At 64.5% G+C, this 12,366-nt stretch carries 20 protein-coding genes and 2 tRNA genes; 19 read left to right on the top strand and 3 right to left on the bottom strand.

The annotated features are described in order from the left end of the window. Window positions 1–15 precede the first annotated feature (15 nt). The 3 genes from DVK00_RS09550 to DVK00_RS09540 all read left to right on the top strand — a co-directional run bounded on the left by DVK00_RS09550 (window position 16) and on the right by DVK00_RS09540 (window position 2,205). A complete protein-coding gene (locus DVK00_RS09550) occupies window positions 16–255 on the top strand; it encodes an Rdx family protein (RefSeq protein ID WP_121536527.1) in 240 nt (79 codons plus the stop codon). A 271-nt stretch (window positions 256–526) separates the two neighbouring features. Beyond that, a complete protein-coding gene (locus DVK00_RS09545; protein WP_101349496.1) occupies window positions 527–1,468 on the top strand; it encodes an ABC transporter ATP-binding protein in 942 nt (313 codons plus the stop codon). Continuing rightward, the gene (locus tag DVK00_RS09540; RefSeq protein ID WP_101349497.1) at window positions 1,465–2,205 is read left to right on the top strand and encodes an ABC transporter permease; all 741 of its coding nucleotides are present in this window, start codon (window positions 1,465–1,467) and stop codon (window positions 2,203–2,205) included. Before DVK00_RS09545 ends, DVK00_RS09540 begins: the two co-directional genes overlap by 4 nt. Window positions 2,206–2,221: 16 nt before the next feature. Here DVK00_RS09540 and DVK00_RS09535 read toward each other — a convergent pair whose 3' ends face one another. Then, window positions 2,222–2,761, bottom strand: a complete 540-nt coding sequence (locus DVK00_RS09535) for a dual specificity protein phosphatase family protein (RefSeq protein WP_121511050.1) — start codon at window positions 2,759–2,761, stop codon at window positions 2,222–2,224. Window positions 2,762–2,922: 161 nt separating this feature from the next. On the opposite strand from DVK00_RS09535, the gene cofD reads away from it, so the two are divergent. From cofD to DVK00_RS09510, 5 genes are all read left to right on the top strand, one after another. Further along, a complete protein-coding gene (cofD, locus tag DVK00_RS09530) occupies window positions 2,923–3,915 on the top strand; it encodes a 2-phospho-L-lactate transferase (protein ID WP_101349499.1) in 993 nt (330 codons plus the stop codon). After that, window positions 3,915–4,661, top strand: coding sequence for a tRNA-dihydrouridine synthase (locus DVK00_RS09525; RefSeq protein WP_121536529.1), 747 nt, complete (start codon window positions 3,915–3,917; stop codon window positions 4,659–4,661). Before cofD ends, DVK00_RS09525 begins: the two co-directional genes overlap by 1 nt. Further along, a complete protein-coding gene (locus tag DVK00_RS09520; protein ID WP_101349501.1) occupies window positions 4,634–5,497 on the top strand; it encodes a triphosphoribosyl-dephospho-CoA synthase in 864 nt (287 codons plus the stop codon). Before DVK00_RS09525 ends, DVK00_RS09520 begins: the two co-directional genes overlap by 28 nt. Beyond that, a complete protein-coding gene (locus DVK00_RS09515; RefSeq protein WP_101349502.1) occupies window positions 5,494–6,120 on the top strand; it encodes a DUF447 domain-containing protein in 627 nt (208 codons plus the stop codon). The genes DVK00_RS09520 and DVK00_RS09515 overlap by 4 nt, the downstream gene beginning before the upstream one ends. 173 nt (window positions 6,121–6,293) lie before the next feature. Beyond that, complete coding sequence (locus DVK00_RS09510) at window positions 6,294–6,485, top strand: 30S ribosomal protein S17e (RefSeq protein WP_004516807.1); 192 nt, start codon at window positions 6,294–6,296, stop codon at window positions 6,483–6,485. A 62-nt stretch (window positions 6,486–6,547) separates the two neighbouring features. Here the strand turns inward: DVK00_RS09510 and DVK00_RS09505 are convergent, their stop codons facing one another. Together DVK00_RS09505 and DVK00_RS09500 are read right to left on the bottom strand one after the other, a co-directional pair. Beyond that, window positions 6,548–7,609, bottom strand: coding sequence for an Mrp/NBP35 family ATP-binding protein (locus DVK00_RS09505; RefSeq protein WP_121577638.1), 1,062 nt, complete (start codon window positions 7,607–7,609; stop codon window positions 6,548–6,550). A 144-nt stretch (window positions 7,610–7,753) separates the two neighbouring features. Further along, window positions 7,754–8,053: a hypothetical protein gene (locus DVK00_RS09500; protein WP_121511047.1), complete on the bottom strand. Its 300-nt coding sequence runs from the start codon at window positions 8,051–8,053 to the stop codon at window positions 7,754–7,756. A gap of 214 nt (window positions 8,054–8,267) precedes the next feature. Here DVK00_RS09500 and DVK00_RS09495 point away from each other — a divergent pair. The 11 genes from DVK00_RS09495 to DVK00_RS09445 all read left to right on the top strand — a co-directional run bounded on the left by DVK00_RS09495 (window position 8,268) and on the right by DVK00_RS09445 (window position 12,364). Next, window positions 8,268–8,352 (top strand) — tRNA-Ser (locus tag DVK00_RS09495). Between the two features lie 21 nt (window positions 8,353–8,373). Next, entirely contained in the window at window positions 8,374–8,907 is a 534-nt protein-coding gene (locus DVK00_RS09490; protein WP_053966998.1) for a 30S ribosomal protein S13, read from the top strand. Continuing rightward, window positions 8,907–9,422 carry a 30S ribosomal protein S4 gene (locus DVK00_RS09485; RefSeq protein WP_004593562.1) on the top strand — a complete coding sequence of 172 codons (516 nt, stop codon included), beginning with the start codon at window positions 8,907–8,909 and terminating at the stop codon, window positions 9,420–9,422. Before DVK00_RS09490 ends, DVK00_RS09485 begins: the two co-directional genes overlap by 1 nt. Beyond that, entirely contained in the window at window positions 9,419–9,808 is a 390-nt protein-coding gene (locus DVK00_RS09480) for a 30S ribosomal protein S11 (RefSeq protein ID WP_005535604.1), read from the top strand. The genes DVK00_RS09485 and DVK00_RS09480 overlap by 4 nt, the downstream gene beginning before the upstream one ends. Before the next feature lie 3 nt (window positions 9,809–9,811). Then, entirely contained in the window at window positions 9,812–10,591 is a 780-nt protein-coding gene (locus tag DVK00_RS09475; RefSeq protein WP_004593560.1) for a DNA-directed RNA polymerase subunit D, read from the top strand. Window positions 10,592–10,695: 104 nt separating this feature from the next. Beyond that, window positions 10,696–10,780: transfer RNA gene (locus DVK00_RS09470), tRNA-Leu, on the top strand. Between the two features lie 24 nt (window positions 10,781–10,804). Continuing rightward, window positions 10,805–11,155, top strand: a complete 351-nt coding sequence (locus DVK00_RS09465; protein WP_004516800.1) for a 50S ribosomal protein L18e — start codon at window positions 10,805–10,807, stop codon at window positions 11,153–11,155. Further along, entirely contained in the window at window positions 11,152–11,589 is a 438-nt protein-coding gene (locus DVK00_RS09460) for a 50S ribosomal protein L13 (RefSeq protein WP_008310363.1), read from the top strand. The genes DVK00_RS09465 and DVK00_RS09460 overlap by 4 nt, the downstream gene beginning before the upstream one ends. Then, window positions 11,583–11,981, top strand: coding sequence for a 30S ribosomal protein S9 (locus DVK00_RS09455; RefSeq protein ID WP_004516798.1), 399 nt, complete (start codon window positions 11,583–11,585; stop codon window positions 11,979–11,981). The genes DVK00_RS09460 and DVK00_RS09455 overlap by 7 nt, the downstream gene beginning before the upstream one ends. Before the next feature lie 12 nt (window positions 11,982–11,993). Beyond that, on the top strand, window positions 11,994–12,194 hold the full coding sequence (locus DVK00_RS09450) for a DNA-directed RNA polymerase subunit N (protein WP_004516797.1): 201 nt from the start codon (window positions 11,994–11,996) through the stop codon (window positions 12,192–12,194). Then, complete coding sequence (locus tag DVK00_RS09445) at window positions 12,191–12,364, top strand: DNA-directed RNA polymerase subunit K (protein WP_004516796.1); 174 nt, start codon at window positions 12,191–12,193, stop codon at window positions 12,362–12,364. Before DVK00_RS09450 ends, DVK00_RS09445 begins: the two co-directional genes overlap by 4 nt. The last annotated feature ends 2 nt before the right edge of the window (window positions 12,365–12,366 follow it).

The raw sequence follows: 12,366 nt of genomic DNA, 5'->3' as shown, positions 1-12,366 counted from the left end.
GGCGTGGAAGACGGTATGAGTACTGTCGAAATTGAATACTGCGTTCCCTGTGGCTTCCGTGAGCGGGCAGTACGTGTCCAGCAGGCGATTCTGTCGGGACTCGAGCGGGAACTCGACAGCGTCCGACTGGTCATGGGTGACCACGGCGTGTTCAGGATCAGTGTCGATGACGAGACTGTCTACGACAAGGCCGAGGCCGGCGACGAGTTCGACGTGGACGCTATCGTGCGTGAGATACGGTCGCACGTCACGTAGCAGGCCACAGTAAGACCGGTAATAAACACTGCGGCGAAGCCACCACCTGTTTGTGAAAGAGTGCCACACAACAAGCTATTTATTGTTCTGCTGTGACACTTCCGGCACATGGCGACGAAAACCGAATTCTGTGACCACTGTGAAACCAGCGTACCAGTCGTCACGGACAAGCCGTGGCTCCCCGCTGTCTGTCTGGAATGTGGCCGCAACGTGTAGCCCTTAGTCGCACGAGAACGGAACTGCTTTCGGCCACCCGACCGGACGAGGGCGCATGGACGAGGTACTGGTCGCGTCGGATGTCGGGCGGCGCTACGGCGATACGGTCGCACTCGACGGTGTGTCGCTGACGGCGACCACTGGAGAGGTGCTCGCGCTGGTCGGTCCCAACGGGGCTGGCAAGACCACCCTGGTACGGGCGTTGACCGGAACGACGGACGCGACTGGCGACGTACGACTGTTCGGCCAGTCGCCCAGAACGGTCGCTCGCGACCGAATCGGCCTGTTACCACAGTCGTTTTCGCCCCACGAGCGGCTGACGGCGCGGGAATTGCTGGAATACTACGCCGGCCTGTACGACGGGACCCGCGATGTCGATGCCGTGCTTGACGATGTGGGGCTGGCCGACACCGCCAGCACAACATACGAGAACCTCTCGGGTGGGCAGCAGCGGCGAACCTGTGTCGCGACGGCACTGATAAACGACCCGGACCTTCTCGTACTGGACGAACCGACCACCGGTATCGACCCGGCCGGTCGGCGGGACCTCTGGCGACTGCTGGAAGGGCTCGCCGACCGCGGCGTGACGATACTCGTCACGACACACTATATGGAGGAGGCCCAGCGCCTCGCGGACCGCGTCGGTCTCCTCGCTGACGGGACGCTCATCGCACTCGACTCTCCGGACCAACTCGTGGCCGAGCACGGCGGTGACAGCCAGCTCATCGTTGATGGGTCTTTCGACGAAACTGCCGTTTCAGCCATTGACTACCCAGCGGAGACGGCAATCCGGAACGGTCGGCTGGTCGTCTACGGCATCCGTCCGGAGTCTATCGGAAACATCACCGAGGAACTGGGGCAGGCGGGTATCGAGTACGACAGCCTGACCTGGAAACAGCCTGACTTAGAGGACGTGTACCTCGAACTCACTGGGACGGCCGTCGGCCAGCGCGGTGAACCACAGCAGACGGGACCGGTCGCGGGTGGTGCCCAATGAGCCGACTGGGGCGACTCACAGCGGAGACGCGTGCGGCGTCGCTGGCCTTCCTCCGGCGACGGACAGCCGTCTTCTTCACGTTCTTCTTCCCGGTTATCATCGTCGTCATCTTCGGCGTGCTGGTCCAGACCCAGCCGGGCGGTGGCGGGCTGTTCACCGAGCCGCCGAGCTTCTATGCGCCGGGGTATCTGGCCGTCGTCGTCCTGTTTACGCCGCTGTCTCGCGTCGGAAGCGAGGTAGCCCGTCATCGGGACGGGAACCGCTTCGAGAAGCTGGCGACGACACCGCTGACCCGGACCGAGTGGTTGCTGGCACAGACACTCGTCAACGTCGTCATCATTGGTATTGCCGGTCTCCTGATTCTGGGCCTGATGGTGTGGCTCACCGGCGCGACAATCCGCCCATCCGGTCTGTTGCTGCCCTTCGTCGGCCTTGGTGTCGCGCTGTTCTGTGCCGTCGGCGCGATGCTGGGGAGCCTTGCGGACTCACAGGATGGCGTCATCGCGGCGAGCAACGGTCTCGCGCTCCCGCTGCTCTTTCTTTCGGAGACGTTCGTCCCGCAGACGCTTCTGCCCGCGTGGTTGCCGACGTGGCTCTCGCCGCTGACGTACTTCTCGCGTGGCGTCCGTGCGGCGACGACCGGCACTGGCGATGCGCTCGGCCCGCTGGCTGTTCTCGCAGTCTGTGCCGCCGTCGGCTTTGCGGTCGGTGCGCGTCTCCTTCCGCAGACAGATTGAACTCCGACGCTCTCTTCTACAGGCGTGCGACTGATGATAGCAGATCGGACAGTTCTGCTTCAGTCGCGTTGCCCGATTTAATAGCATCTCTGGGGTCGCGGCCCATCTCCTGTGCGGTCTCGATGGCGCGGTCGGGACCGTAGTCGTAATGATACACCAGCCAGGCAGCGAGTACCTGGCCGGTGCGACCGATACCGGCCAGGCAATGAACGACGACCCGTTCCTCTGTCTCGCAGGCGTCAACCAGGAACGGCAGGATATCGTCGTGGAGGCGGTCTTGAGAAATAAGTCGGTGGTCGGGAACCGGTACGTGGCGGACTGATGACGCTCCGAAGGCCTCCCGATAGCGCTGAATATTGGCCCCAGCGTCGTCGAGTTGTTGCCCGGGAAGCAGACAGCAGACCCGCTCGATGTCGTGTGCCTGCATGTGTGCGACCCACTCATCGAGGGCGTCCTGATGCGTGGCGGCCGTATGCCAGCCCGGCGCACAGGAACCGTAGACGTACTCTTCGTTGGAGGCTGCAGGCGCGAAGCGGTGTGGATTCACGATGGGCATAACACCCGTTACCCTGCCTATCTTACCGACCCTCTTCATTCTACCCACCCAGTTCTCAGCTGTGATTCTCTGAATAGAAGGGTATTCCTAGAAGGTCGCTTTCCAGACCTCATCAGTGTCAGTGACCACGTTTATACTGTCAGTTCCCTCTACGTCGAGACATGGTGACGTTTCTTGCCGGCGGGACGGGAACGCCGAAGCTCCTCGCTGGTGCCGACGACGTGTTTGCGGCGGCGGCGACGACTGTCGTCGCCAACACCGGCGACGACATCGAACTGGGAGGCCACCTCGTGTGCCCGGACCTCGATACTGTCCTGTTCTTGGAGGGTGACGTCCTCGACCGGGAGACGTGGTGGGGTATCGACGGCGACACCGCCGAGACACACGCCGAACTAACGCGGCTCGCTGACGCTGCCGAGCTTGACGGCGGGCCACGATACCTCTCCGACGAGGCACAGACAGCGGGGCGTGACATCGCTCGCTGGCGGCGCTTCTCCGGTGTCGCGGAGTTCATGCACATCGGCGACCGCGACCGCGCGATTCACGTCACGCGCACCTCGCTGCTTGATGAGGGCCGATCACTGACCGAGGTTACGCACACGCTCGCCGACGCGTTCGAACTGGACCGGACGCTGCTCCCGATGAGCGACGACCCGGTCGCTTCCATTATTCACACGCCGACCGGGCCGATGCACTTTCAAGAGTGGTGGGTCGGCCATAACGGGGAACCGCCGGTCGAGGACGTGGTGTTTCGTGGCTCAGACGCGGCCAGCGCGACGGACGCCGTTCTGACCGCGCTCGACGATACTGTTGTCATTGGTCCGTCGAACCCTGTAACTTCGCTCGGCCCGATGCTGGCCATCAACGACATTGAGCAGGCACTCCACGAAACAACGGTCGTCTCTGTCTCCCCATTCATCGAAGACACGGTGTTCTCGGGGCCAGCGGCGGACCTGATGGCCGGCGTCGGACTTGAGCCGAGTACCGCTGGCGTGGCCGAGGCATACCCCTTCGCTGACGCGTTCGTACTGGACGACGACGACTCAACGCCGCTTGACGTGCCGGTCGTTCGGACCGACACCACCCTTGACGACGCGGCCGACGCCGAGCGGGTGAACCGCGCCGTCGAGGAGGCGCTCGCGGAGGTGACCTGATGTTCGAGCCGCGAGTCGCCCTCGCGAGTCTGAGCGGCGAGGCCGACGTATCGTGGGCGTGTGCGGTCGAGTCCCACGTCGGGTGTGCGTTCCTCGGCGGCATCGCACTCGACGAGCAGACCCGCGACGCCGCCCGGGCGATGGTGGACCGCGACCGCTCCGAGTTCCTGCCCGACGACCCGGTTGCGTTTGTCGACGACCAGTTGGCTTCGCTTGTAGACGCACCGCTTCGTCCCGCGTTCAACGTCCGGAGCACGACACTCGGCCCCGTCGAACGTACTGCTACTGTTTGTCAGCGCCACAACGCAATCATCGAGATCAATGCCCACTGCCGGCAGAACGAGATGTGCGCCGCCGGTGCTGGCGAGTCACTACTCCGGGAGCCGGACCGACTGGCGACGTTCGTGGAAGCAGCAGCGTCGACAGGGGCGACGGTCTCGGTGAAAGGGCGTGCAGAACTCGACGGTGTCTCACTCCCGGGTGTTGCACAGGCAATCGAAGAGGCCGGTGGTGACCTGTTCCACGTCGACGCGATGGATTCAGAGTCCGTTATCGACGAGGTGACCGACGCGACCGACCTGTTCGTCGTCGCGAACAACGGCGTTCGTGGGGCAGAAACCGCACGGGAGTACCTCTCGTACGGCGCCGACGCCGTCAGCGTCGGTCGCGCGAGCGACCGGCCGGCGGTCCTCGACGAGGTCCGGGCGACGACAGCGGAGTGGTTCGCATCGGAGGTGTCACCGTGACAGAGCGGTCGGTCGGACAGAACGCCCAGCTGGCGCTGCTGCTGGAGGTCTCCGGCACGCCGAAGCCCGGCAACGTCGACCGCGAGCGGGAGTACGACGATCTCCGGTTCGAGCACTTCGTCGCCGGGGCTGTCGGAGCGCGACCGGGGCTCGACCGCGCGGCCGCGGGCGACCCCATCGGTCCCGCCTTCGAGGCCGCGGTCGAAGGGATGTCGGGCCAGTCCGGCGGAAATACCCAGTTCGGAGCCCTGCTGGTGCTTACGCCGCTTGCCGCCGCAGCCGCGGACGGGCGACTGACGCCGTCGGGCGTCGACGCCGTGGTCCGCGAGACGACCGTCGAGGATGCGGCGGCGTTCTACCGTGCTTTCGAGCACGTCGACGTAGCCGTCGACGACCCGCCGGACGGACTGGAGCCGCTCGACGTTCGCCGCGGAAGCGACGCCGTCCCGGAACTCCGAGCGCGCGAGATGACGCTGTTCGACGTGATGGCGTCCAGCGCTGATGTCGACGGCGTGGCCGCAGAATGGGTCTCCGGTTTCGAGCGCGTGTTCGACGCCAGCGAGACGATACTGGCCGGCTCCGGCCCGGTCGCCGACCGCGCATCCGACGCTTTCCTCGAACTGCTCGCGGCGGACGTAGACACTTTCGTCGTCACGCGACAGGACCGCGAGACCGCCGCCGAAGTACAGCGCCGGGCGCAGGCCGTTCTCGACGGCGAGGAGGACGCCACGGCGCTGGCCGAGGAGTTCGTCGAGCGGGACATCAACCCCGGGACGACCGCCGACATCGTCGCGGGCGCGCTGTTCGTCGCGCTGGAGCGGGGGCTGGACGTGTGACCGGGGAACCGTCGGCGGGTGACGGGGGTGACTCCAGTAGCTCCGTGACGGCATGGCCCGTCGCGCTCGCTGGCGTCTCCGAGACCGTCGTGACCACGCTGGGACCGAACGAGCGCTGGAACGTCGCCGCCCTCGGTGTCCACGCGCCCGACGGCGAAGGGCCCGCCACGGCGACGACGTGGGGCCGGACCCGGACCTGGCGGAACTTCCGGGAGCGTGGCGGCGGCTACGTCCAGTTCACCCGGGACCCGGTGGACTTCGCCGAGGCGGCGCTGTCGGTTCGGGAAGCAGACGAGCCGATTCTGGACAGTGCGGACGCGTGGGTCGAAGTGACCGTCGTCCGGCGAGACGCCGGCACGGAGGGCGACACCCAGTGGGTCGAGTGGGCGCTCGAACCCGTTGACAGCGCCGTGGAGCGACGCGTCGTGCCGACGACGAACCGCGGCCACGCCGCCGTCGTTGAGGCGACCGTCGCGGCCTCGCGGCTGGACGTGCCGAGCTACGACCGCGAGACGCTGCTGGACCGGATCGCGTACTTCGAGTCAGTTGTCAAAACAGCTGGTAGCGAACGCGAACAGGTGGCTTTCGAGCGGGTCCGCGATCTGGTCGATGCCGAGTGGTAGGTGGGCAAGCAGGCGACACACGCTATATCATGACAGGCTGTGTCGCACTTCCGCGGGACCTGCCACGGCGACAGTCAGCGCACGGTCCCGGCTCGCTCCGTTCCTCCTGATAAACGTTCGCGTGCGTGGTCCGTTCCGAACCCTTTTTGAGTGCGACCAAGCAAGTAGCGCGCATGGCAATCAAACCCGCCTACGTCAAGAAGACCGGGACGCTCCTCATGGAGCGATACCCCGACGCCTTCGGCGCAGACTTCGAACACAACAAAGACGTCGTCGAGGAACTGACAAACATCGAGTCCAAGGGCGTCCGCAACCGCATCGCCGGCTACGTCACCCGGAAGATGAACAACCCAGTCGAAGCGTAACTCGGTTCTTTCTCTCTGTCTCCCGCGGCATCTGAGCGGCCGCTCTCTTCAGTTACTGCCCGCTACTGTTCTGGCTGTGCACGCTGGCTGTCACTCTGGCGTTTCCGGTGGATGATGCCCTGCATATTCGCCGTGCGGGCGGCGATATCCCGGAACGACTCGCCGACATCGCTGTTCTCGTCGAGGACCAGCGGCTCCCCGGTCGTGCCCCCTTCCCTGACTTCGGGGTCGAGCGGAATCTCGCCGAGGAACGGCATCTCCGTCTCGTCGGCGAACTCGCGGCCGCCGCCGCTGCCGAAGATGTCGTGCTTGCCGCCACAGTCCGGGCAGACGAACGACGACATGTTCTCAACGATTCCCAGCACGGGAGTTTCGTGGCGGCCGAACATCCGGAGCCCCTTGCGGGCGTCGTCGAGCGCGACCTCCTCCGGCGTGGTGACGATGACGGCTCCTGAGACGGGCACCTGCTGGAGCATCGTCAGTTGCGTGTCGCCGGTCCCGGGCGGCAGGTCCACAATCATGTAGTCGAGTTCGCCCCAGAGCACGTCGTCCCACAGCTGGGTGAGGACGTTGTCGACCATCGGGCCGCGGAAGATGACCGGGTCGTCCTTGCCGACGAGGAAGTCCATGCTCATCAGCTTCATCCCGTGTTTCTCCACAGGGATGATCTCCTCGTCTTCTGTCGCACGCGGCTGCTCATCGGCGTCAAGCATCCGGGGGACGTTCGGGCCGTACACGTCGGCGTCGAACAGGCCGACGCGGGCACCGAGCCGCGCGAGACCTGCAGCGAGGTTCACCGCGACGGTCGACTTGCCCACACCGCCCTTGCCCGAGGCGACCGCGATGACGTTTTTGACTTTCGGAAGTGGGTCCTCCGCTTCCGGGACGCCACGGTCGACGCTCGCCGAGAGATCTATTTCGCGGTCGGTGTCGCCCAGCGCCTCGCGGACCTCGTTCGCGATGCTCGTCTCAGTCGGCGAGTACGGCGCACCGAGCGCCAGGTCGATGCTGACCTCGTCGTCAGTCACGTCGATGCTGTTAATCAGCCCGAGTGAGACGATGTCGGCTCCCAGATCCGGGTCCTCGACCGTTCGCAGGCGCTCGCGTACGTCGTCTGTATTCATGCACAGGAGTAGGTCCCGGAGGTGCGATAAGGATTGTGACACCGCCGGACACGGCAGCCGTCGAACGACGCCAGCGGTGTGACGAACTCTCTATCGCGCATGCGGGCACGCGATCAAGCGGAAACGTACAGCGGCGATGTTGGATCAGGGGCGTCGAAACACGTAGGCGCCGCCGTTGTCAAGTTCTGCGCGTAACTCGCCGCTATCGTGGTTGAACACGAGCCGCTCCGGCATCCCGTCGAACGAGTGTAGTGGCATTCCGGTGTCGATTGCTCCGTCGGGAGTCACTGCGATGTGTGTTCGGCCACTGAACTCAGCCCGGAGCGTTCCGTCGTCTGCCTCGGTCACAGCGGCAGGTCCTGCGAACTGTTCCAGCTGGTCGCGGACCGCCGTTCGGTTGGTCGGGTCGACGGTGCTGCCGCCATCGGCGACGCGCCGGTGCATGTGTGGACGCACGCAGTCCCACGGGGAATATCTTAGGCCGCCGTCTACATGGTGGGACTTGGTATTACATGTCTCAGTGGCCATGTTGAACACTCACGCGGCAGACCACCTTCGTTGCGTTTAAATACAACCCCGGAATAGAATCGGATAGACTCGTGTAGGGGGATTGGCCCCCGAGTCCGCGTGCCGCGGGCGCGAGTGTCATAGAACGCGTGTCGTGGTAGCCAAGCCTGGCCCAAGGCGCAGGGTTGCTAACTCTGTGGCGTACAGCCTCCGGGGTTCGAATCCCCGCCACGACGCTCACCCATCAGTACCTACATATGAGTGCAGAAGACCCCAACGCGGGCGAGGACGCGGATGCCGAAGAGGAGGAAGACATCCGCTATTTCGTCCGTATCGGACAGACAGACCTCGACGGGACGAAATCCGTCGAGCGAGCACTGACAGAACTGAACGGTATCGGCCATCGGGCCGCCCGAATCATCGCCCAGAAAGCGGATGTCGACCGGCGCGCTGTCTTCGGCAAACTCGACGACGACGTCATCGAGCGCGTTGTCGACCACGTCGAGAACTTCGCCGACGAGGTGCCCGAGTGGATGGCCAACCACCAGAAGGATTACTTCACTGGTGAGACCACCCACGAGACCGGCAACGACCTCCAGCTTACCCGCCGGCAGGATATCAACCGCATGAAGATGATCGACTCCTACCGCGGTATCCGCCACAAGCGCGGCCAGAAGGTCCGTGGACAGCGAACCAAGTCCACTGGCCGGACGGAGGGTACCATCGGCGTCAACGTCGAGGCGATCAAAGAAGAGCAGGCCGAAGATGCCGCCGCGGAGGATGACGAATAATGGCACTTGGCTCAAACACGAAGTTCTACGAGACGCCGAACCACCCCTTCCAGGGCGAGCGCATTGCCGACGAGGCCAACCTCATCGGCCGCTACGGCCTGAAAAATAAAGAAGAGCTCTGGCGCGCACAGTCCGAGCTTCGTGGCTACCGTCGTGAGGCCCGGAAGCTGCTGGGCAGCGCCGGCGAGCACGAGACTGAGTCCGAGGAGTTCCTCGCTCGGCTCAAGCGCTACGGCATCCTCAACGAGCAGGACCAGCTCGACGACGTGCTGTCGCTCGACGTGACCGACGTGCTGGAACGCCGCCTGCAGACGGTCGTTTACCGCAAGGGCTACGCGAACACGCCCGAGCAGGCCCGCCAGTTCATCGTCCACGGACACATCGTGCTGGACGACGCTCGAGTTACCCGACCCGGAATGACGGTGGAGACCGCCGTCGAGAGCTCGGTCGGCTTCGACGAGCACAGCTCGCTGTCGGACGAACTCCACCCTGAGCGCGCGGAGGCCCAAGAATGAGCGAAGACACCGAAGACATCTGGGGCATCGCCCACGTGCACGCATCGTTTAACAACACGATCATCACCATCACCGACCAGACCGGGGCAGAGACGCTCGCAAAGAGCTCCGGCGGGACGGTCGTCAAGCAGAACCGCGACGAGGCGTCGCCGTACGCGGCGATGCAGATGGCTGAGGTCGTTGCGGAGAAGGCCCTCGACCGTGGCGTCGAAGGCGTCGACGTTCGGGTCCGCGGTCCCGGCGGCAACCTCCAGACCTCGCCCGGCCCGGGTGCGCAGGCGACGATTCGCGCACTCGCCCGAGCGGGTCTGGAGATCGGTCGCATCGAGGACGTCACGCCGACCCCGCACGACGGTACTCGTGCACCCAAGAACTCCGGATTCTAACCAATGACACAGGACTACGAGGTTGAGTTCGTCGAACGCGGCGAGCGCGAGGCCCGCATCCTCGTGCGCGGCATCACGCCAGCTTTCGCCAACGGCATCCGGCGAGCGATGGTCGCGGACGTACCGACGTTCAGTATCGATACCGTCCGCGTCATCGAGAACACCAGCGTGATGTTCAACGAGCAGATCGGTCTCCGACTGGGACTGGTCCCGCTGACGACCGACCTCGACGACTTCGAGATCGGCGACGAGGTGACGTTGTCGCTGTCCGTCGACGGGCCGGCCACGGCCTACTCCAGTGACCTCGTTTCCTCGGACCCGATGGTCGAGGCCGCTGACGACAACATCCCGATCATCGATCTCAAGGAGGGCCAACGTCTTGAAGTCGAGGCCGACGCCGTCCTCGACACCGGTCGGGAACACGCCAAACATCAGGGTGGCGTGGCCGTCGGCTACCGACACCTCCAGCAGGTGGAGGTCGTCGGCGACCTCGGCGAGTTCGAGGACGACGATCCGAACATCCTGCGTGGCGTCATCGAAGAGCAGGCGGCCGAACACGCCGCCGGCGACGCCACCAACGGCGAACTCGTCGCGACAGACGAGTTCGACAACGACCTCCGGAACCGCTACCCCGGCAAAGATGTCGAGGTTTCAGACGTGCCGAACGCGTTCGTGTTCCACGTCGAGACGGACGGGTCGTTCACCACCGAGGAACTGGTCCTGCGCGCGGTCGAGACGCTGCGTGACCGCGCGACCGAACTGAAAGACGCAGTCCAGCTGTAACGATACAATGCCCCGATACACCCCACCACGGCCGATGACCGCCCGCTCCCCGAGCGCGAGGACCGAAAGGGGTTTTACGGGGCACGCAAAACGAACAATCGCGCGCAGGGATAGCCAAGTTTGGCCAACGGCGCAGCGTTCAGGGCGCTGTCCCGTAGGGGTCCGCAGGTTCAAATCCTGCTCCCTGCACTTTTCCCACAACGGAGGAATCATATGAGTAAGACGAACCCGAGACTCAGTAGTCTCATCGCCGACCTGAAGTCAGCCGCCCGCAGTTCGGGCGGTGCTGTCTGGGGCGACGTCGCCGAGCGCTTAGAAAAGCCACGGCGCACACACGCGGAAGTCAACCTCGGCCGTATCGAACGATACGCCCAGGAAGACGAGACCGTGGTCGTGCCCGGCAAGGTGCTTGGCTCCGGTGTCCTGCAGAAGGACGTCACCGTCGCCGCTGTCGACTTCTCCGGAACCGCCGAGACGAAGATCGACCAGGTTGGAGAGGCTGTATCACTCGAACAGGCAATCGAAAACAATCCAGAAGGCTCCCACGTCCGGGTGATCCGATGAGCGTCGCAGAGTTCGACGCGGATGTCATCGTCGACGCCCGCGACTGTATCATGGGCCGCGTCGCATCACAGGTCGCCGAACAGGCACTCGACGGCGAGACGGTCGCCGTCGTCAACGCTGAACGCGCCGTGATCACCGGCCGAGAGGAGCAGATAACGGAGAAGTACAAGAAACGCGTCGACATCGGTAACGACAACGGGTACTTCTACCCCAAGCGACCGGACGGCATCTTCAAGCGCACCATCCGCGGCATGCTGCCCCACAAGAAGCAGCGTGGCCGCGAGGCGTTCGAGAACGTCCGTGTCTACCTCGGCAACCCGTACGACGAGGACGGCGAGGTTCTAGACGGCACGTCGCTTGACCGACTGTCGAACATCAAGTTCGTCACGCTGGGCGAAATCAGCGAAACGCTTGGAGCGAACAAGACATGGTAACGAACACGTCTGGCAAGAAGAAGACCGCCGTCGCCCGCGCGACCGTACGCGAGGGCGAGGGCCGCGTGCGTATCGACTCGCAGCCGGTCGAACTCGTCGACCCCGAGCTGGCGCAGCTCAAGATGCTGGAACCGTTCCGCATCGCCGAGGACGACCTCCGCGGCGAAGTCGACGTCGAGGTGTCCGTCGAAGGTGGCGGCGTCATGGGGCAGGCAGACGCCGCCCGAACCGCCATCGCTCGCGGCCTCGTCGACCACACCAACGACGCCGAACTCCGCGACGCGTTCATGGAGTTCGACCGCTCGCTGCTGGTCAACGACGTTCGCCAGTCCGAACCCAAGAAGTGGGGCGGCCCCGGTGCGCGGGCCCGCTACCAGAAATCGTACCGCTAAGGTGATACAGGTATGATGGTACCGGTTCGGTGTTTCACGTGCGGTAACGTCGTCGGCGAACACTGGGAGGAGTTCAAAGCACGCACCCGCGAGGCCGAGGAACCAGAGGACCCGGAGAAGGTCCTCGACGAACTCGGCGTCGAGCGGCACTGCTGTCGCCGGATGCTCGTCTCGCACAAAGACCTCGTCGACATCGTCTCACCCTACCAATGAACGCACAGGAAAGCCGCTACGAGAAGGCCCGCAAACTCGGCGCACGAGCGCTGCAGTTGGCCCACGGTGCTCCCGTGCTCATAGAGACGGAACACACCCAGCCGATACTCATCGCCGCCGAGGAGTACGACGCTGGCGTCCTACCGTTTACGGTCAACAGGAGTGACTAACG

It is taken from the genome of Haloarcula sp. Atlit-47R (genome assembly GCF_003665985.1).
GTDB classification, from domain to species: Archaea; Halobacteriota; Halobacteria; order Halobacteriales; family Haloarculaceae; genus Haloarcula; species Haloarcula taiwanensis.
Note: the sequence above shows the minus strand (reverse complement) of the source record. Positions and strands in the feature narration are given on the sequence as shown.